Raw genomic sequence first — 20227 nt, forward strand, 5'->3', positions numbered from 1 at the left:
AGTGATAAATTTATGACGAATCAGCGCGTAAATTATGACTTTATCCTCTAATCTGCCCTTCACCATAGATTATATATTTTGTCGTTGTGAGCTCCTTAAGCCCCATAGGCCCCCGGGCATGAAGTTTTTGAGTGCTTATTCCAATCTCTGCACCAAATCCAAACTCAAATCCATCTGTAAACCTTGTCGAGGCATTAACATATACAGCGGCTGCATCCACTTCCTTGAGAAATCTTCTGCTGTTTACATAGCTGTTTGTTATAATAGCCTCTGAATGTTTAGTTCCATATATATAAATGTGTTCCAGTGCCTCATCCAGCGTTTTAACTACCTTAATGGCTAAAACAAGGTCGAGGTACTCCCTTTCCCAGTCTTCCTCTAAAGCAGGCTTGATTCCCGGGAGAATTTCACATGTCCTTGGGCAGCCTCGAAGCTCAACCCCTAATGCCGTGAGTTTTTCACCAATGGTTGGAAGAAATTTGTCTGCAATATCTTCATGAACAAGCAGTTTTTCCATGGCATTGCAAACCGCAGGCCTTTGAGTTTTTGCATTTATAACGATATTTTCAGCCATAGTCAGGTCTGCATCTGAGTCAACATAAACATGGCAGTTTCCAACTCCCGTTTCTATTACAGGAACTGTTGCATTTTCAACTACCGAACGTATCAGCCCTGCTCCTCCTCTCGGGATCAATACATCGAGATAGCCATTTAAGCGCATCATAATATTCGCTGCTTCTCTATCGGTTATTTCAATAAGCTGAATGCATCCATCAGGAAGCCCCTTACCTATTGCCGCCTCCGTAATTATATTCACTATTTCAATGTTTGAGTGGATGGCTTCTGAACCTCCCCTGAGAAGTACTGTGTTTCCCGCCTTAAGGCAAAGGCCGGCAGCATCAACTGTTACATTTGGCCTTGCTTCATAAATTATACCAACAACGCCTAAGGGTACCCGGATCTGTCCTATTTGGAGTCCATTCGGTCTTGTCCACATCCTTACTATTTCGCCTACAGGATCAGCCAAAGAGGCAACCTGCCTGAGTCCTTCAGCCATATCTTTAATTCGTCCTTCATTAAGAAGCAGTCTATCCAGCAGAGCCTTTGACAGTCCTGCCTTTTTTCCGATTTCAATATCTTTTTCATTGGCAAATAAAATTTTATCCGCATTAGCTTCAAGTGCATCCGCCATTGCATAAAGGGCTGAATTTTTCACTGCAGTACTTATGCCGGCCATTTGTCTTCCTGCCGTCTTTGCCTTTTTTGCTTTATCTACAACATATTGCCTTATATCCATAAATTATTCCTCCCCGGAAATAAAACTATAGGTTATAACCATGTTATCCCTGTGAACTATCTCGTCATAATTTTTATGTCCCAACCTTTCCTCAATTTCTATAGACTGTAATCCCTTTATCTTTTCAATTTCTTCCGAGCTGTAGTTTACAATACCCTTTGCAATCTCATTATAGCTTTCATCCACTATTGATACAGCCGAACCCTCGCTAAAATCTCCCTCAACTGCTACTACTCCGCTTGGCAAAAGGCTTTTATTTTCCCTGTATAATGCTGCGGCTGCACCACCGTCAATAACTAACCTTCCCATTACTTTCGTTCCAAAGGCAATCCATCTCTTCCTGAACTGAAGTGGTCTGTCTTCTGGTTTAAACCATGTTCCATGTTCCTCTCCATTTAAAATATCGTTTATAATACCTTGTTTTGAGCCATTGGCAATTACCATTGCTGTCCCTGAGGACACTGCAATTCTTGCAGCGCTAATCTTTGTTGCCATTCCACCGGTTCCAAGGCTGCTGCCTGCTCCACCCGCCATATTTTCTATTTCAGCGGTGATCTCATTAACCCAGGGAATGATTTTTGCCTCTGGATTTAACCTTGGATTGGCATCGTATAAGCCATCGATATCAGAAAGCAGTATAAGTAAATCCGCTTCTACAAGGCTTGCTACTAAAGCAGACAGGGTATCATTATCACCAAACTTTATTTCATCAACAACTACAGCATCATTTTCATTGATTATGGGTATTATACCTTGCTCAAGTAATTTAAAAAGCGTATTTCGTGCATTTATGAAGCGGGTTCTCTGTATCATATCTTCACGGGTTAAAAGAATTTGAGCCACAGTCTGGCCATACTCCCCAAAAAGTTTTTCATACATATGAAGGAGAATTCCCTGGCCCACCGCTGCCGCAGCCTGTTTTTCCGGAATTGTTTTAGGCCTCGACTTAAGCCCCAACTTGCCCATACCAGCACCTATGGCCCCTGAAGTTACGAGTATAACTTCATATCCCCTGTTGTGTATATCGGCAAGCTGCCTTACGAGGCCTTCAATGCGGCTTAAGTTTAATCTCCCGTTTTCATAGGTTAAAGTAGATGAACCTACCTTAATAACCACCCTCCGTACCTTGCTTAAATATTCCTTCCTATTCAAAGCAGTATGTCACTCCCTTTTAATTTTAAATCCTATTATAAAATAGTTCCATATATTTTTCATCTCAATCGCTAGTGTATTAGTTAAATGCTGATCATTTATATTATATATTTTATCAAATCGAAGGCCTTCAAGTATACAGGATATCAAACTTATCTAAACAATAAATTATCTATTTTATCTTTTAAAATTTCCATAAAAAAATAGGAAGGTTAGGATAAAACACCCCTAAACCATCCTATTTTACGTTTAGCTTCATTTATCGATATATTACTTAAATCTCACTTTCAAAGTTAAAGCACAGTATGGCTTTACTACTGGTAAAATAAAGGATCCTTCATCATCAATAGAAAGCTTATCTCCTTCCAGATCCTCATTAAAGTTTGTAAGGACTACTTCACTTATATTTTCAAGATTTATGGAGATAGTTTCATTCTTTACAGTAGAACTTCCCGCATTATATAATCTAATTATTAGTGCTTCCTCATCTTCAGCTTTCTTTAACGCACTTATAATTAGATTTCTGCTGCTTAGCTTAATGATGTCTTCATCTCCCTGCTTAACCCCTTGAAGCTGGCTTTGTATATGCTTTGTAAGGGTTTCAACCTCAAAGAGCTTAACTTCATCTCCAACATTATTGAGTTTTATCATGTTCTGAACTGCAAGTGCAGGAGCGTCAAATTCTGCTGCAGCTGCTGGTATCCCTGCCTCATCCCAGTTTCCTGCATGTGGCACAAGTGCATATTCAAATACATGTATACCAAGGCAAAGTGCGTCAGGGGTCGGTACTTCTATTCCAGATGGTCTTCCGGGCCTTATAAGAAGTTCTCTCTTACCCATCATACCAACACCTCTGAGAAGTGTTAGAGCGATAGTTGTGTCGTCATATATTTCATACTCAGTTAGTCCCCTGTTTAATACAGCAATTCCATATTCTCCATCATTGAAGTCCACAAACTTCTGCTGTGAATAAATTGGGAGAGGCTTTTCTGCCCATTTTCCTGTTTCCCACTTGCTGTCATCCATCTTATTTGGTCTCTTAAGTGTACCAAATTGTATTTCAGCAAAGGAATGGTCTGACTTAACTCCTGATGGGAATAAAACTCTAAGCCTGTGATCGAAGGCGTTGTTTTCAACTACAGTTTTAAAGTCTATCCTTTTTATCTTGGAATATAAAGTTAAATAGGTCGTTATAGGGAGTAATACCCTTTCATCGCTTCTTCTTTCATCGTTATCTACTAGTTTTTTGGGAACCTCCATGTTTAGTTTTATAGCAATAGTTGTTTTAATATCTCCACTTTCAACTATTTCAAATTCAGCTTTTGAAGTTTCAGAGGTTACTACTGTATCATTTTTAACAGGTGAAAAGTTATAAGTATCGCCTGCATCTCCGCAGTCTTCAAACACATGTAGCTTATCATATCTTCTACCGGTCTGTTTATCAGTTACATTGATACTTCCATTTTCATTTATTTCTACAGTAAAGAAATCATTTTCAAACCTGCTGGATCCCTTTTCTGTCTCCTGTTTGATTTCAGCTTCCCCTTCTTCTTCTTCAATGAAGTATGTCTTATATCCTACGTTTGAATTAAAATCAACATAGAATGAGAACTCTACCTTCTTTTTAGTTTCCTTTAGATTTATACCAGCTGACCATATACTTAAGGAGGCTGCATTTATTTCAGTAACCTTATCTATTTGGTGGGGTATTACATTACCATCTGCATCCTTGAGAATAAAGCGTTCATCATCAACATATATTACGGCATTTACGAGCTGTTTACCCTTTGTCATAGAGCTGTTAAATATTACAATAGCCAATCTGTCAATTCCAGTCTGTCTTACTATTGCTCTTGAATAGCTCTTTAACAATGTTTGCCCAATATTCTCTACATCAGTAAATCTTTGATCTATTTCCCTGTGTGCTTCATCTGTGCAGCATCCCCCAATGCTATCATGGGCCTGGTTTTGAATTAAATACTTCCATCCCTGATTGATAAGCTCTCCAGGATATTTAGCATTTTTAAGCCAACTTATTGAACATATCGGTTCTACATACTTTTCAAGAAGAGCCTCTGCCTTTCTGTTTGCCTGTTTTTGATATATTCTCGAAGATACTATGCTTGTATGAACCCTGCTTCTCTCAGGAATTATAAGTTCTCCAGCAAGCTTCTTTAAATTAGGTTTAGCATTTACTACCGAATCAATATAATCCTCAAGGGTATCCTGAACGTATTCAGTCTCTGAATCCGTTTCATTTAAATGTTTGATATAGTTAGTTATATGCGGCTCAGGCCATTCATGATCAACTCCGTTCATAATTAAAATATTATCAGTTGTAGCCCACTTCTTTAATTCACTTACAGTTTTCTTCATTCTAATATCCGCTTTTTCAAAATCCTTTGGCAGAAACATTGCGTTGCTGTATCCTAATGGAAGATATACTGCTACTACGTCATCCCCGCTTATTGCTTCCCAAGCAAATTCAGAGGCCTGAAGTTCATGCAGTGGAACTCCTCTCATCATAACCGCAGAATTTATTCCAAAGCCCTTAAGTATCTGCGGCATTTGACCTGACTGTCCAAAGGAGTCTGGAAGATATCCAACCTTCATTTGTTTTCCAAAATCCCTTGCTATTCTATCACTTATCAACAGGTTTCTTAAAAGTGATTCTCCATCGGGCACGAATTCATCGGGCTGAATATACCATGGCCCTATAATTATTTTTCCTTCCTGAATTAACCTTTTAAGCCTTTCATGGCTCTTAGGCTTTATCTGAAGATAATCCTCAAGCACTACGGTTTGTCCATCAAGCATAAAGCATTTGTAGTCCTTGTCTTTTTCTATCATATCCATTAATTTATCTATTAAGTGTACGAGCCTTACTCTGAAATGCTGGAAAGTCTTATACCATTCCCTATCCCAGTGTGTATGTGAAATAACGTGTGCTCTATGCATATTATCACCTCTTTTAAAAATTTCTCCAGAGAATTATAAAGTTAATTCTCTGGAGTTTGTAATTATGCTACTACTTCAGTTTCTGAATTATTTTTTTTAGCTCCTATTGATTTGAAAACATTTACTAAAACAGCTGTTGTTACAACACCCGCAAGTACCGCAACTACATGGAGAAGTGGCTTATTTACAAAGGGTGTTGCGAAAACTGTCGCCATTAAAACAGGATTTACAACTCCAAGGGCTGCTGATAATCCGGAAGATACGGCTGAACCTATCATAATGGCAGGTATTACTCTGACAGGGTCAGCCAGAGCAAATGGTATAGCACCTTCTGTAATTCCTACTATTCCCATAACAAGGGCTGATTTTGCTGCTTCTTTTTCTTCATTTGAATATCTCTTTGATGCAAGGAAAGCAGCCAATGCCAGTCCAAGTGGTGGAATAGCTATTGCAATATGTATTGCTGTAGCAGGTCCGTAAATCTTTTCAGCATATAATCCATATGCAAAGGTTAAAGCAGTCTTGTTTACTGGACCTCCCATATCAAATGCCATCATAGCTCCCAATATTGCAGCAAGAATAATCTGGTTACCAGCCTGCATTCCACCAAGCCATGCTGTAATACCCTTTGTAGCCGCTATAATTGGCCCACCTATTATATACTTAAGTGTCACTCCTACAACAAATGTAGATGCAACTGGTATTAAAAGAATCGATATTACAGGCATAATTGCTGCTGGTGCCTGAATCTTCTTAAGCAATTCAACAAAGTAACCAACCATCAGACCTACTATGATTCCACCCAGGAATCCAGTACCCATATCTTTCGCCAGCATACCAACGATGAATCCAGGTGCAATTCCAGGCTTATCCGCTATTGAATATGCGATATATGCTGCAATTACTGGAACAATAAGACCAAGACCGTAGAGACCAATATCCTTTATTGTTGCTGCAAATCCTTCCTTGGCTTCCCATACCCCTGTTCCACCAATCATTATTGCTATAGATACCATAAGTCCGCCAGCAACGACAACTGGAATCATGTATGATACACCAGTCATCAAATGTCTGCTAAGGTTGTCCAATCTTTCTTTAAAACTCATAATAATCCCCCTTTTTTAATATATTTTTATTTTTTTATAAGCTCCAGGGCTTTATTTATAACATTATCAGCATTTTTAACTGCCTCTGCTACCTTTACTGTCAGAATTGGCTTCTTTTCAAATCTGTCTCTATGAGCAACATTTGTGTCTACTGCAAATATAACAACATCTGCTGTATCAATATCTGACTGCTTTATCTTGTTTTGAATTCCCATACTTCCCTGGGTCTCAACATGTATTTCTATATTTCTTGCCTTTGCTGCCTTTTTTAGCCCTGTTGCTGCCATATAGGTATGCGCTAAACCCGCTACACATGCTGTTACTGCTACAATTTTCATTTATAATTCCCCCTTAACTTTATATATTATTCAGAATAATTATTAACTAGCTAATTCTTCCTGACCTGTTAAAAGCCTGTATATATCTTCTGGGTTTTTAGAATTTACAAGGTTTTGTGTAAATTCTTCATCCATAAGAAGCTCAGCAAGCTTTGCGAGAATCATTAAATGTTCATTCTGAGCACCTGATAAAGGAACTGCTATAAGAATTACAATCTTCACAGGATTCCCATCCATTGAATCCCACTCAACATCATTACATTTTCCTATAGCAATACATGATTCCTTTACTCCCTCTGATTTACCATGTGGAATCGCTATTCCTCTGCCTATTCCTGTAGTATATTCTTCTTCCCTTTTAAATACATCATGAAGATAGACTTCCAGGGAATTTAACTTGTTATTTTGATCAAGCAATTCCGCAAGTTCCTTTATAACCTCCTCCTTTCTTGTAGCTTTAATTTCTGCTTTAATAAGATTTATATTGATTAAATTTTTGATGTCCACGCTACCACTCCCACATGTACTTTAAATATTTGCTGTCATATCACTATGCCCAACCAAGGATCTCCATAAATTCTGCTTTATTGCTGATTTGTTTGAGCTTTTTTAAATACTCTTTATTGTTAACTATCTCGTATATATCTTCAAACAATTTTTCAGCATCCTTATTAAGGGATAAATCCATCGCACACAGGAACACGATGTTTACTTTTTTACCTTCCCAATCTATAGGTTCCTTAAGCTGAACAATGCTTATGATTGGTTTATTTACATATTGTGAATATCCATGAGGCATTGCTGCACCGTTTCCAATATAGGTTGTTGAAAGTTTCTCTCTCTCCAGTACAGATTCTGCAAATTCACGGGTCACAAATCCAGCATCGAAAAGTTTGCTGCTTACAAATTCCACAAGCTCAATCTTATTTTTAAAATTCATTTCCAGGAAAATTAAATCTTCCCTTGTATAGGCCCTTAGGCTTAAAAACCTTTTCAGCCTGTTCTTATATTCTCTAAGTTTAGTCAGTCGTGTTATCTCTCTTTCGATATTTTTTATGTCCTGTGGTGATATAACTGGATTAACATGTATGATTGGCACATCTATCTCTTTAATTGGTATTGTAGATATAACAAGCTGGATCTTGCCCTTATATTCAGTAGTTTTAATTTCACTAATAAGATCTGAAATAGATACTATTTTGCTTATTTCAATCTGTGGAAAGTTTTTCTTCAACTGTATTGATAAAAGCTGAGCAACACCTATACCAGAATTACATACTACATATGTCCTAATTCTTTGATTTTTTATTTCCTCATTTCTTTCAATTGCAGCCTGAAGATGAAGAGCAATAAATCCAATCTCATCCTCTATAATATCTATCTGGAAACTATCCTTTAAGATATTGCTTATCTCAACTGCAATATTGAATGCATAAGGATAATTTCTTTTAATTTCATCTATCATTGGGTTATGGATGCTTGTACCATATTTCAATCTATTTATTGCAGATACAAAGTGAAGGCTTAATCCCAGTATCAATTTTTTATCCATTGTTAGATCAAGATTGAAACGGTCTTTAATATATTTAATAAGCCTGTTTATTACAACTTCAATTTCCTCATTAAACCTGAAGTTTACAGTCTCATCATCAGAAACAGAATATACATTTACCTTTATTCCAAGAAGGTGCATTGTTATATAACATATCTCATCCTGATTAATATTTAGATGTAAAAGCTTCATTATTTTATCAGCTACAGTTAATGCCATGGAATATTCTCTTGTTTTCATTATTCGTACAGCATCTGCATTGAGAAATCTAACATGTTTCCCCTTTCTTATTCTATCAACCATTATAAGGAAATATATGGTTAATTCCCAATAGCTATCATCTGTCAAACTTATATTATTTTCCCTCTGGATATCATATATAATCTTATTTACATATATTAACTCCATTTCACCAACATGGGTTAATATGTCCTTCAAACCTTCCACATCAGGCATAAGTGTATTTTGGAACATCTGGTTAATGCTATCTATGTTTATTGACTTATTTGTATTTTCCCTGATATAGGAAGCTATAGCAAACCTGAAATCCTTTTCATTGCCAACTACTTTAATACCATGATAGGTCTTTTTATGAAGCCCTAAATTGTGTTTTTTAATCCATTCCTCAACAAGCTTCATATCAAGGTTTACAGTTGCTTTACTAATAAAAAGTTCATCAGCAAGCTCCTGCATAGTAATATTTCTATCGCTATTTAAAAGTTTTTTTATAATGTAACGGCATCTACTCTGCTGCTCAAAAGCGACTTCTGCATTGCCATTTTGTACGTCCAGTTTATCCCACAAAGCTTTTTTATTATTTTCATCTGCTTCAACCCATACCCCAATTCTTGGCTTTGACTTTATAAATATGTTGGACTTTTCAAGATAGGATTTTAAGTAGTTTATATCATTTCTTATTGTTCTTATCGAAACATCAAGCTTTTCAGCAAGCTCATGCTCTTTTAAAACCCCATCAGATTCTAGAAGCGCTTCAACTATATATCTCTTTCTTGAATCAAGAAGCAACATGTGCAATCACCAACCATCGCTTTTATTTCCTTTCCGTTACAGCATTATTATATAGTTTTGGGCTATGAAAGAAAATTTAGATATTTTCCTGAATAAAAAGCTCTATTATTAGACAATTATGACATGTGTGATTAGCGATAAAATTATAGTTTCAAGGAAATGATAGGAAGCTGCCTGCAAATAAAAAATCCGCTATAGGCAGAAGGAAAAGCACATGACACCTTTCCTTCCATCATAGCGGGCTTAATTGGTTTTAATTTTACTTTATAGTGATTGCACTTACAGGACAGCTGGATTCGGCTTCCTTAGCGGTATCCTGCAGGGAGTCGGTTAAATCTATATCCTTTGCTTTAGCAAGTCCATCAACGTCCATTTCGAACACCTCAGGGCATATTGAAGAACATAAGCCGCAGCCTATACAGATATTTTTATCAACAAATCCCTTCATAGCTAATACCTCCTGAATAAACATTTATCACATTACTTTATCAATAATACAATTTAAAGCTCAAAAAATCTGTAATTCAAATCACAATTCTACAAAATCTAAAATGCCTGTCTAAAAAGGTACTAATATTGCATAAATTAAAATAATTACTTGCACAACAAGTGAGTGGCTAGCCCAGAGGCTTGCCCCTACAGTTTAATTTTTGCAAGGCCACAAATATTCTTTCAATCTAAAAGGCCTATTTAACACTCTTCTATATGGCAAAAAGCTCCTTTATTTCCTCCTCAGTCATCTTTGATATAAAGTTCTCTCCTGACTGAAGTACAGAGTTTATAAGCTCCTTTTTCTTCTGCTGAAGGTTGTATATTTTTTCTTCTATGGTACCCTTTGTAATAAGCTTCATAACCTGAACTGAGTTTTTCTGCCCTATTCTGTAGGCCCTGTCCGAAGCCTGTTCCTCAACTGCCGGATTCCACCACGGGTCAAAATGTATTACTGTGTCCGCTCCCGTCAGGTTAAGACCTGTACCCCCGGCCTTCAGTGATATAAGAAATACATCCCTGAAGCCCTGGTTAAAGGCCCTGACCATCTCTTCCCTATCCTCTGCCTTTGTGCTTCCATCAAGATAAAAATATGAAATTTTTTCCCTTTCAAGCTGCTCCTTTATAAGCTTTAAAGCACCTGTGAACTGTGAGAACAACAAAACCCTGTGTCCACCTTCCCTGAGCTCCTCCAAAAGCTCCATAAGCATATCCATCTTACCGCTGCCCTCATTATAATTTTCAATGAAGAGGGATGGATGGCAGCATATTTGCCTTAATCTTGTGAGTCCTGCAAGTATTTGAATATAACTCTTTTCAAGCCCATCCTCCCGTATTTTGTTTTCAATCTGGCCTTTAATCTGTTCAAGGTATGCAAGATATATCTTCTTCTGCCCTTCTGTAAGCTCTGCAGAAAGAAGGCTTTCAATTTTAGGAGGCAGTTCCTTTAAGACATCCTTTTTAAGCCTTCTAAGGATAAATGGTTTTACATGCTTGTTTAAATCCTCCAGGGCGTTTTTATCCCCCGATGCAATGGGCCTTTCAAATCTCTCAAGGAATTTTTGATGGCTGAGTAAATACCCCGGCATCAGAAAATCGAAAATAGACCATAGCTCAGTCAAATTATTTTCAATGGGGGTACCTGTAAGGGCAAAATAGCCCTTAGCCCTGATTTCCTTTACAGATTTTGCATTTATGGAATTAGGGTTTTTTATGTGCTGCGCCTCATCAAGTATACAGTAGCCAAATTCCATCTTTCTGTAATGCTCAATATCCCTTCGTATTAGAGGATATGAAGTTATAACCACGTCTACACCAGGTATTTCCTTTATTTGCTCCTCTCTCTGCCTTTTTCCTCCTGAAATAACCAGCGCCTTCAAAGAAGGAGCGAATTTTTGTATTTCACTTTCCCAGTTGTATACAAGTGATGTTGGACATACTACTAATGAAGGCAGCTTAACACTTTCCACCTCCGATTGTATAAAAGCAATGGTCTGGAGAGTTTTCCCAAGCCCCATATCATCTGCAAGTATTCCTCCAAGTCCATAGGAGGCCAGGGTTTTGAGCCACTTAAATCCTGTTATCTGATAGCTTCTCATAATATTTTTTAAACTATCTGGAACTTTAAAATCAGTATCCCTTGGCTCCTTTATGCTTTCAACAAGACGCTTAAATGCAATATTTCTTTCTATATATCCGCTCTCAAACTCCCTGAGCTTCTCATCCATATACATGGCCTTAAACTTCGGCAGATCGATAATTTCTTTTTCAAGGTCACTTTCCTTTAGTCCCAGGCTCTCCATCATATCCGACACCTTACCCAGTCCCTCAGAATCCAGTGGTATAAAGGAACCATCTTCAAGATGATAGAACTTCTTTTTCTGCTTGAGTGAATTAAATATATCGGGTAAGCTTTTCCTGTCTATGCCCTCAATAGAAAAACTAAATTCTAAAAGATCCGTTTCCTCATTAAGTCGTATGGAGCTTCTGTAATATGATGAATCATATATCTTAATCTTTTTAAATTCATCGGAGTAGTAAACCTCACACATCTCCTGAAGGATAGGGACATAATGGGTAATAAAATCATATATTCTCTCATCATCCTCAATGTATAACGTGTCTCTGCCAACCTTAAACCCGGAATCCTCAAGGAGGTCCATTATCCTTTTCTCGCCTTCCCTGTCCCTTACAACAATTCTACTGCTATTTAATTCATTTTTACCATAGAATGGATCAATATTATATTCACCATATATAAAATTAACAGAAACCGTAACCCTTTTACCAGCTTTATCGATATATACCCTTGCTTCCAGAGGCTTTTCATAAAACATACCCTCAGCGCTTTTGTCAATTGAAAACTCTCCAGCCCTTTTGATGTTCGGCATTATGAGGGAAACAAATTTCTCCCTCTGATCTTCACTAAATCTTATATTGCTTGACCCATACCTTGCAAGCATACTATAAAATGGTGCAAGATTTTTGCGCTGTGATTTTGATATATTGTATATAACACCATTCAAAAACATATACTTTCCATCGACAGTTAAGGGAATAATACCGGCAGGAATATCTGCATTAAGCAGAAGATCGCTATTATCCTTTTTCAGTGAAAATTTGACGGGCAAATCCTCTTTTATAATTTTTACATTATCATATTTATCACCAAAGGCAATAACCTTTAAAGGCCTGTTTTCTACAAGCCTTAAAAAACGCTCAGCAGTCCTGTCAGGAAGAAGAACATATTTCCCCTTGAACAGCCTTTTGCCTATATATCCAAAGCCATAATCCCCGGCCATCATTTTATCCATTTCATATAGTTCTTCTAAAAATTCTATAATGGCCTCATCCTCATCTTTAAAGGAATGCCGCTCCGGGTTAAATGTGAAGTTCTTTCCAAATTCAATGGTTTCATAATTTTCCATGGCCTTAAGGAGACCCTTAATGCTTTTTACAGAGTAAAGCTTTTGAGTGCCCAGCTTCATGGAAAGGGCCGGCGTAATCTCCCTTTCATTATATCCTTCAGAAAGCAGCTCAAGGGTAAGCTCCATTTCAAGCCTTTCATTATGAGCTCTATTTAAGTTATAATCAAAGAAGTCTATTATTTCATCTGCCAGCTGATTTCGTGAATCATCAACTTTTATCTGATTTTTCCTTTGATAAGGAATATCCTCCATCTCCATTAATTGAAAAAGCACAGCAGCTATATGTTTGCAGTACCCGGGGTATTCTGCATATGCCGGACATTCACATTGTGCATATTCTACTTCATCATCATTATATGAGAGCTCGAGGATAACCTCATATTCCTGTCCCCCGGAAACTACAGCACTAATAAGCCCATCCCTAATGTCAATATCAACAATTTTCACACGGCCCTCCAAATAATATTCATAGCCTTTAAAAAATGTGTTTGAATTTGTGCAAAGTTTTTTAATCTTGCTTTTTGTAATATTAAACATAGCATCATTTCCTTTGAATAATATATTTTATCTATAGTATCAACTAATTATAGAGTTTAAAACAGTTTTTCAAAAATTTCAATCATAATAAAGGTGCCAGCATCCTTAAAAAGAAATTCTCAATTCTCAAGAGCCTGGCACCTTAATATGGTCAATGACACCGAATTGAGAAACTATATGCAGGATTCGGTGTCATCTAAAAAAACCGCACTTCAAAATATACAATCAGCATTAGGAGCTGTTACTCAAATGAAATAGAAAGGGGAGAAGCTTAATGGCAAATAACACTTCACTAACGGATAAAGATATTGCTCTTGATTTATTAAGTAGTTCCAAAGGAACAATAGCAACTTTAGCAAAGGTGCTTACAGAAACAACAAACCCAAAGTTGAGAGATGCCCTGAAGAATGAACTAACTGCCTGTATTAATTCTCACTACAGACTGTCTGATATTGCAATAAGCAAGGGCTGGTATAATGCATATGCAAGCCCACAGCAGCAGCTTCAGCAGGATTTATCTGCAATAAATACAATAACTCAGTAAACCTGCTTCAATATTTCTCCATACTTATATTAACTCAAAACATAGCAAAACCCGGAGGTGAAATTATGAACAATAAAAATAGCTTGGCACCACATGAAATTCTTGAACTTAGAGAATTAATGGATACTAACCTTATTGGAGCAAAAAAAATACAGGCCAGCATGCCTATGGTAGATGATGGTGAACTTAAATCATTTATGGAAAGGTGCTTAAACACTAAAAAAGAAAATATAAACTCAATGCAGACTTTTGCCCAAAATAATCTTAATATGTAATCGGAGGTGAAGGCAATGTCCTTTTTAGAAACGTTATTGGGAACTGATAATAAATTAGCATCTAGAGATATTGCACAGGATATGACTAAGGATTCAAAGTTTGCAGTAACCTCTTTAGCTGCTGCAACAGCAGAAGCTGTTAATCCAGAGCTAAGGGAAATGCTGAAACATCAGTTAAATAAAGCTATAAACGAACATTTCGAATTATCTGATATGCTTATAAATAAAGGCTGGTATCCAGCATATGATGAACCAATGGAACAGCTAAGAAAGGATTATGCAAAATCTCAAAATTTAACTTGATAAGGATATTTTTAAAAAATATTAAAAACCATGTCCATTCACATGAAATTTTTTACGTAAAATATAAACAAAAGGTTCCAGACACAGTCGATTAGGGATTTGTCTTTCCTCCCTTCGATTGTGTCCGGCACCTTATATTCGTTTTGGCCTTTAGGAAGCTAAGGGTACTGCTATTTTATTTTAAACTGTTCTATAAGCCTTTTTAGGTTTAGGGCTATTTCCTTTAAATCCTCTGTAGCCTTAGAAACATCGTTAATAGTAATGCTTTGACTTTCAATGGTATTTGAAACCTCTTCGGTCGCGGCAACCGACTCTTCGGTTATTGAGTATATCTCCTCTATAGAGGTGACAACGTCTTTTTTGGCGTTATCCATTTTTTCTACGCTCTCTACAAGACTGTTAATTCTCTCAAACATGTTTTTCACTGCCTTATCTATTACCCTGAAGGATTCACTTGTATCACCAAGTGCCCTATTGGACTCATCTACGATTTTATTTGCAATATCCATCTTGTTTCTAGTCTTTGCAATATCCTGCTTAATTCCTTCAATAATATTCTCTATATCTGTAGTTGAAATGGATGTTTGCTCTGAAAGCTTCCTTATCTCATCGGCAACAACAGCAAAGCCCCGGCCCGTTTCTCCTGCCCTGGCTGCCTCTATTGCAGCATTTAATGCTAAAAGCTTTGTTTGCTCTGCAACATATTTGATGGCGGTTAATATATCGCTTATTGATTCTGACCTGCTTGCAAGTAAATCTATGCTCTTGCTTATTTCCCGGGTAATATCATTGTTGTTATTAAATTGCTTTTGCAGATTTTCAACTGCTAAAATGGCTTTCTTATTGAACTTATCTGTTTCATCAATATGTTCCTTAACAATGCTTGAATTAGTGGTGACATTCTGTATCTCACGTGCAAGGTACATTAATTTGCTTAAGCCTTCCTGTGCCACAGCTGCCTGATGGGAAGCGCCTGAAGCTAGTTCACTCGTTGTCATGGATATTTCATTTATGGACATTGTAGTTTCATTCATTGCATTGGCGAGGCTGTTGGAGTGATTGGCTATCTTTTCAGCCCCATTCATTATCTCTTCGACGGTGCTTCTAAAATATCCTCTCATATTTTCAACCGACTTTGTTATTAATCCAACCTCATCCCGACGTTTAAGCAGAACCTCAAAGGAGTTGTCATCGGTTAAATCCAGCTTTGCGATTTTATCTACAAGCTGAGCAACTTTAACAATTGGGCTGCCTATTGCCCCGCCTATGAACCATCCTACTATCAAGGATAAAATTATCCCTATAAGCATCATGAAAGCAACCCTGACAACAACGCTATTCATTTGTCTCAGCACTTCTACTTGTGGAACATCAATTAGCATTATATAGCCATTGGAAAGATGTGAATAGGCCAGTATCTTGTCCAAGTTTTCATATTTATAGTTAATCGTTCCCGACTGCTTTTTATCTATTTCTTCAGTTAAAAACTTCAAACTCCCGTTATTCATTTCAGCAAAGTTTCCATTTCCCCCCTGTTGAGAAGCCTGGGCTACGCTATCAACCTTTTCTACTTTTTTATCAAAATACTTGGCCTTTATTCTTTCAAAGAAACCTGTGTTTCCCTTGTGCTTAATGCTTGGAGGAACCAGAAAATCATATTTCTGATTTACAAGGGCTACGTTACCCGTATCATATATATCCGTTGATTTTACTATCCTACGAAAATTGTCAAAATTGATATCCATTCCAACAACGCCTGCCAAAATTTCATTCTTATATATTGGTACAACGTATGAAATCATGTAAACATTAAACTGAGAATCAACATAGGGATCCAGCCAGAGGGCTTTTTTAGCCTTAACAGTAGCATAATACCAATACATATCCTTGTTTTCAGGGGTAAACTCATCAATCGTTTCAAGGGGCTGGGCTACAAACTTCCCATCATTCTTTTCATCTACAAACCTGACTCCATATACCCCCTTTGTAAGCTCCGGATTTATGTAAAAATAAGCGCCAATAGCTCCATCGGTAGTTTCCGCAAACCCCTTTACAATTTTCTCAATACTTCTCTCATAATCCTCAATGTAGCTTTCTCCCCGATCAAACTTTTCTATATCAATTGACGAGTTAATGGTGGCAGCCAGGGTCTGAACGGAATTTTCCACCCTTGAGATCATTGCATTGAACTCATTTGCCTTATTTTCAGCTATCAAAGAAAGGTTTTTCTCTGCCTGCAGCTTTATAATCCTGCTGCTGCTTGCGAGGCTGACTCCCCCTACCAGCAGAGTGGAAATAATGGAACAGGCAACAATAGCTGAGGTAATTTTGTTTTTTACTTTACCATTAATAAATTTTTTCTTTCGCATTTTTAACCCCCAATTAATTATTATATGATTATGATATTTTCTTAACATTCTATTATATTCTTTATCATTCTATATTTTCCTTCATGTTAAAACAAAAATTTTTACACATAGTAAACAAGCCAAAGGATAACACCCTTAATGATCCTGGGATTTGGCGATATACCACTTGGTGGCTTAGCTTAAATAAGATACATTTTATTTAATTGATATAAATTATTAGAGGAGGAACTTGGCATCAAGGCCAGATTTGAGGACCTGATTCCCCTGGGCATCGTTAAGCAGCAAAACGAAGAGCCTGAATACAGGGACTATCAATTCTCCCATCTATTTTTATACGAAAACAATATGCCCCTTGAGAATTGAGAAGTATAAAATTTCTGGTGAAGAGATAGAGGCCCTAGTTAAGATGGAGCTTAGGGAGCTTCAAAGGCTTATTGAAGAAAAGGTATCTGAGGTTGAAGTTTCTGGAGTTAGTGTAAACATATATAATGGGAAGCATCCAATAAAAATTAAGGTTAAAAAGAAAGATTTAGTCCCCCATGCTCCTGCATTTTTTCAATTCAGAATTAAGGTCAATATCATGTATGTTCAATTTAAGAATAATTGATTACTCCTTTCAAAATGTTTGTAGTTATTATTTCCATGTTTACCAGTTACACATGCATAAAAAGAGCATACATAGATGTGATTTAAACAAATCTATGTATGCTCCGTTTTCCTTTTACCTGCAACATATCAAAGTGCATTTCTCATTTAACATTCTGCGTATCCTATGGCAGCTGATTTCCTGCTGCTCTATATAATTCGTACCATTCCTGCCTTGTTAACTCAACCTGGGAAGCCTTGCAGATGTCCTTAAGGCGTTTGATGTTAGTTGTACCAACTATTGTTTGAATTTTAGCGGGATGCCTTAATATCCAGGCAATGGCGATGGCTACGTTTTGTACACCCTTAGCCTCTGCTATTTCGTTTATTTTTCTGTTCAGCTCTGGGAATTTATCGTTATTCAGGAACACACCTTCAAAGAAACCATATTGAAGTGGCGACCAAGCCTGAATTGTTATGTCCTTCAAACGGCAGTATTCCAAAACGCTTCCATCCCTGTCAATAGAGGCGTCTTTTTTCATGTTGACATTAAGCCCGAAATCAATCATGCCGGTGTTGGTTATGCTTAACTGGAGCTGATTTATTATTATCTTCTGGTTTAAATATTTGTTAAGCAGTTCAATCTGCATGGGATTATGGTTGCTTACTCCAAAGTACCTAACCTTGCCGCTGCTGTGCAGTATATCAAAGGCTTCGGCAACCTCCTCAGGCTCCATTAATGTGTCAGGACGATGGAGAAGCAATATATCTATATAGTCGGTTCTCAGCCTCTTTAAGCTGCCCTCAACAGAGTTTAAAATATGTTCCTTTGAAAAATCATAAAATCCCTTTCGGATACCACATTTAGTCTGAATAATAAATTTTTCCCTAACGCTGGGCTTCATATCAACAGCCTCTGCAAAAACTTCCTCAGATTTTCCTCCCCCATATATATCAGCATGGTCAAAAAAGTTGATTCCTTCCTCCATGGCAGTATTAATAAGCTTGGTTACCTCGCTAACTTCAAGGTTTGCAATTCTCATACAGCCAAGGGAAATCTCAGAGGCGCTGATTTTACCATTTCCAATATCGATATATTTCATAAAAAAACCCCCTTTTCTATTTAATGATAAAGAATCTATGGAACAACGTTACGATAAAAAATATCATCGCTTATAATTACTTTATACCATGGTATTTACTCGTGTCTACAGCTCTAATATAGATTATAATAAAAAAGCGTATAACTCTAATATTTTCCTGCAACCGTTTTCTTAGAGAGTAAGCGGCTCAATGAGTATAAAAGTGATTTCTTCAAAATAGAAATTACTATAGGAAACAACTCCTATAGCAATTTCTATTTTTTCTACATTCCATACTCTGTATTTTTATAAAGTTCCAGGCGCCGGCATATCCACTCCCTTGATGCGGTGCCTGTGGCCGTCATTCACCGTCGTATAGAAATCATAATAATGAACATGCATGCCATTGCCAACCGGAATTCCCGGCCCTGACCAGGCCTTATAGTAATGATGGTGACCATCTTCAAAAAGGACATACCCCTCTACATAGTGAATATGTGTACCATCTTTTAAGAGTTTTGGGGGAAAAGTTATATCGAGACATTGATGTACATGGCCATCTTCAATTGATGTATAATCTACAGTGCCATGATTGTGATCGGGAACAAATCCAGTAACAAAATCATCCTTATAGACTTCCTTGCCTTTTTCTTCTCCATTTTTTGCATCGGCTTGGGGTTGATTGAATCCTTCTCCCTCCGATCTGTAACCGTATCCATCACTATATCTATTGCCAGGCAGCATATAATAAGGTATATTAAATTGATAATAGTTAGGAACCGGGTTAAAAGACGAATTCATAAAAGCCTCCCAAAAATCAAAATCACATTATCATCATATTCAGCATACCAGGATCTGCTATTTAAATATTAATTAAACCCAGTGTGGTGTTTTTATCCTCATCTATCCATTTTGTAAACTTAGAAAAATGAGTTCTGCTTCTTTCGGTCTTGCTGCGTGCAGGGTATCCAATATAAATTACACCTATAACCCTGTCCTTTTCTTTAAGACCAAGGAATTCCTTAAAGAGGGGATGATATACATAATTACCTGTTCCCCAAAAACCTGCAAGGCCCTCAGCGTGGGCGGCAAGGAGCATATTTTGAACACAGGCATTAACTGCAGCAACCTCTTCTATTGGATTTACTCTATCCTTTTCAGAAACTTCACATCCAACTATTATTGCTGCCGGAGCATTGAAGGGCTGCTGTGCTCTTTTAGCAATGCGTTTTCTGTTTTCTTCACTATCAGGGTTTTCCATCCCATCCTTTTCAATCTCAACAAGAATCCTGGAAAGAAGGCTTCTTCCCTCACCAGTAAAGACCCAGAATCTCCAAGGCTCCGTTAAAAACCTATTAGGAGCCCAGGTACCTGCTTCAAGTATCCTTTCGAGTTTTTCCTTTGGGACTTCAGTTGGCTTAAATTTATATATTGTGCTTCTGCCCTTTATAGCTTCATATACATCCATAGTATTATCTCCTTATCATAAATTGTTTTAAAATACATTATACATATTTTGTGAAAATAATTATCAGATATACTTTGATTATATTTCAATCTCTAACTTCAGTCAAACAACATGATGAGTTCAAAATTATTAATAAAAATTGTGTGGAGTGGAAATGGACAAAATCATAGCTCTCAATCAAAAATGCATAATAGAAAAAAATTATAATTTTTCTGT

At 37.0% G+C, this 20227-nt stretch carries 17 protein-coding genes; 4 read left to right on the forward strand and 13 right to left on the reverse strand.

Annotated features, from left to right (window positions below):
- Positions 1-40 precede the first annotated feature (40 nt).
- From EDD71_RS02395 to EDD71_RS02435, 9 genes are all read right to left on the reverse strand, one after another.
- On the reverse strand, positions 41-1297 hold the full coding sequence (locus EDD71_RS02395) for a glutamate-5-semialdehyde dehydrogenase (protein ID WP_133627149.1): 1257 nt from the start codon (positions 1295-1297) through the stop codon (positions 41-43).
- A 3-nt stretch (positions 1298-1300) separates the two neighbouring features.
- Positions 1301-2449 carry a glutamate 5-kinase gene (gene proB / locus EDD71_RS02400; RefSeq protein ID WP_133627150.1) on the reverse strand — a complete coding sequence of 383 codons (1149 nt, stop codon included), beginning with the start codon at positions 2447-2449 and terminating at the stop codon, positions 1301-1303.
- 270 nt (positions 2450-2719) lie between these two features.
- Positions 2720-5407: a glycoside hydrolase family 38 N-terminal domain-containing protein gene (locus EDD71_RS02405; RefSeq protein ID WP_133627151.1), complete on the reverse strand. Its 2688-nt coding sequence runs from the start codon at positions 5405-5407 to the stop codon at positions 2720-2722.
- Positions 5408-5469: 62 nt separating this feature from the next.
- A complete protein-coding gene (locus EDD71_RS02410) occupies positions 5470-6513 on the reverse strand; it encodes a PTS fructose transporter subunit IIC (protein WP_133627152.1) in 1044 nt (347 codons plus the stop codon).
- A 26-nt stretch (positions 6514-6539) separates the two neighbouring features.
- On the reverse strand, positions 6540-6851 hold the full coding sequence (locus tag EDD71_RS02415; protein ID WP_133627153.1) for a PTS fructose transporter subunit IIB: 312 nt from the start codon (positions 6849-6851) through the stop codon (positions 6540-6542).
- A 42-nt stretch (positions 6852-6893) separates the two neighbouring features.
- Positions 6894-7358 carry a PTS sugar transporter subunit IIA gene (locus tag EDD71_RS02420; RefSeq protein WP_133627154.1) on the reverse strand — a complete coding sequence of 155 codons (465 nt, stop codon included), beginning with the start codon at positions 7356-7358 and terminating at the stop codon, positions 6894-6896.
- A 43-nt stretch (positions 7359-7401) separates the two neighbouring features.
- Complete coding sequence (locus EDD71_RS02425) at positions 7402-9429, reverse strand: BglG family transcription antiterminator (RefSeq protein ID WP_207669260.1); 2028 nt, start codon at positions 9427-9429, stop codon at positions 7402-7404.
- Between the two features lie 262 nt (positions 9430-9691).
- On the reverse strand, positions 9692-9880 hold the full coding sequence (locus EDD71_RS02430) for a ferredoxin (protein ID WP_133627156.1): 189 nt from the start codon (positions 9878-9880) through the stop codon (positions 9692-9694).
- A 253-nt stretch (positions 9881-10133) separates the two neighbouring features.
- Entirely contained in the window at positions 10134-13295 is a 3162-nt protein-coding gene (locus EDD71_RS02435; RefSeq protein ID WP_243116374.1) for a DEAD/DEAH box helicase, read from the reverse strand.
- Between the two features lie 364 nt (positions 13296-13659).
- Here EDD71_RS02435 and EDD71_RS02440 point away from each other — a divergent pair, with 364 nt between their 5' ends.
- The 3 genes from EDD71_RS02440 to EDD71_RS02450 all read left to right on the forward strand — a co-directional run bounded on the left by EDD71_RS02440 (position 13660) and on the right by EDD71_RS02450 (position 14507).
- Entirely contained in the window at positions 13660-13929 is a 270-nt protein-coding gene (locus tag EDD71_RS02440) for a spore coat protein (protein ID WP_133627158.1), read from the forward strand.
- Positions 13930-13994: 65 nt separating this feature from the next.
- Complete coding sequence (locus tag EDD71_RS02445) at positions 13995-14204, forward strand: hypothetical protein (protein WP_133627159.1); 210 nt, start codon at positions 13995-13997, stop codon at positions 14202-14204.
- A 15-nt stretch (positions 14205-14219) separates the two neighbouring features.
- Positions 14220-14507: a spore coat protein gene (locus EDD71_RS02450; protein WP_133627160.1), complete on the forward strand. Its 288-nt coding sequence runs from the start codon at positions 14220-14222 to the stop codon at positions 14505-14507.
- Between the two features lie 170 nt (positions 14508-14677).
- Here EDD71_RS02450 and EDD71_RS02455 read toward each other — a convergent pair whose 3' ends face one another.
- Positions 14678-16876 (reverse strand): methyl-accepting chemotaxis protein, encoded by a 2199-nt coding sequence (locus tag EDD71_RS02455; protein ID WP_166636300.1) that lies wholly within the window; start codon positions 16874-16876, stop codon positions 14678-14680.
- Positions 16877-17282: 406 nt separating this feature from the next.
- Between EDD71_RS02455 and EDD71_RS02460 the strand changes: the two genes are divergently transcribed.
- The gene (locus tag EDD71_RS02460; RefSeq protein ID WP_166636301.1) at positions 17283-17483 is read left to right on the forward strand and encodes a hypothetical protein; all 201 of its coding nucleotides are present in this window, start codon (positions 17283-17285) and stop codon (positions 17481-17483) included.
- Between the two features lie 163 nt (positions 17484-17646).
- Here the strand turns inward: EDD71_RS02460 and EDD71_RS02465 are convergent, their stop codons facing one another.
- The 3 genes from EDD71_RS02465 to EDD71_RS02475 all read right to left on the reverse strand — a co-directional run bounded on the left by EDD71_RS02465 (position 17647) and on the right by EDD71_RS02475 (position 20011).
- On the reverse strand, positions 17647-18564 hold the full coding sequence (locus EDD71_RS02465) for an aldo/keto reductase (protein WP_133627163.1): 918 nt from the start codon (positions 18562-18564) through the stop codon (positions 17647-17649).
- 285 nt (positions 18565-18849) lie between these two features.
- The gene (locus tag EDD71_RS02470) at positions 18850-19344 is read right to left on the reverse strand and encodes a YmaF family protein (protein ID WP_243116375.1); all 495 of its coding nucleotides are present in this window, start codon (positions 19342-19344) and stop codon (positions 18850-18852) included.
- A gap of 61 nt (positions 19345-19405) precedes the next feature.
- Complete coding sequence (locus EDD71_RS02475) at positions 19406-20011, reverse strand: nitroreductase family protein (protein WP_133627164.1); 606 nt, start codon at positions 20009-20011, stop codon at positions 19406-19408.
- Between the last annotated feature and the right edge of the window lie 216 nt (positions 20012-20227).

The organism is Fonticella tunisiensis, assembly GCF_004364155.1.
Classification (GTDB): Bacteria; Bacillota; Clostridia; order Clostridiales; family Caloramatoraceae; genus Fonticella; species Fonticella tunisiensis.

Coding starts and splice junctions, on each gene's coding strand:
- EDD71_RS02445 (WP_133627159.1), top strand. CDS start 13,995: ATGAACAATAAAAATAGCTTGGCACCACATGAAATTCTTGAACTTAGA.
- EDD71_RS02475 (WP_133627164.1), bottom strand. CDS start 20,011: ATGGATGTATATGAAGCTATAAAGGGCAGAAGCACAATATATAAATTT.
- EDD71_RS02405 (WP_133627151.1), bottom strand. CDS start 5,407: ATGCATAGAGCACACGTTATTTCACATACACACTGGGATAGGGAATGG.
- EDD71_RS02440 (WP_133627158.1), top strand. CDS start 13,660: ATGGCAAATAACACTTCACTAACGGATAAAGATATTGCTCTTGATTTA.
- EDD71_RS02415 (WP_133627153.1), bottom strand. CDS start 6,851: ATGAAAATTGTAGCAGTAACAGCATGTGTAGCGGGTTTAGCGCATACC.
- EDD71_RS02450 (WP_133627160.1), top strand. CDS start 14,220: ATGTCCTTTTTAGAAACGTTATTGGGAACTGATAATAAATTAGCATCT.
- EDD71_RS02410 (WP_133627152.1), bottom strand. CDS start 6,513: ATGAGTTTTAAAGAAAGATTGGACAACCTTAGCAGACATTTGATGACT.
- EDD71_RS02430 (WP_133627156.1), bottom strand. CDS start 9,880: ATGAAGGGATTTGTTGATAAAAATATCTGTATAGGCTGCGGCTTATGT.
- EDD71_RS02455 (WP_166636300.1), bottom strand. CDS start 16,876: ATGCGAAAGAAAAAATTTATTAATGGTAAAGTAAAAAACAAAATTACC.
- EDD71_RS02470 (WP_243116375.1), bottom strand. CDS start 19,344: ATGAATTCGTCTTTTAACCCGGTTCCTAACTATTATCAATTTAATATA.
- EDD71_RS02465 (WP_133627163.1), bottom strand. CDS start 18,564: ATGAAATATATCGATATTGGAAATGGTAAAATCAGCGCCTCTGAGATT.
- EDD71_RS02395 (WP_133627149.1), bottom strand. CDS start 1,297: ATGGATATAAGGCAATATGTTGTAGATAAAGCAAAAAAGGCAAAGACG.
- EDD71_RS02460 (WP_166636301.1), top strand. CDS start 17,283: ATGGAGCTTAGGGAGCTTCAAAGGCTTATTGAAGAAAAGGTATCTGAG.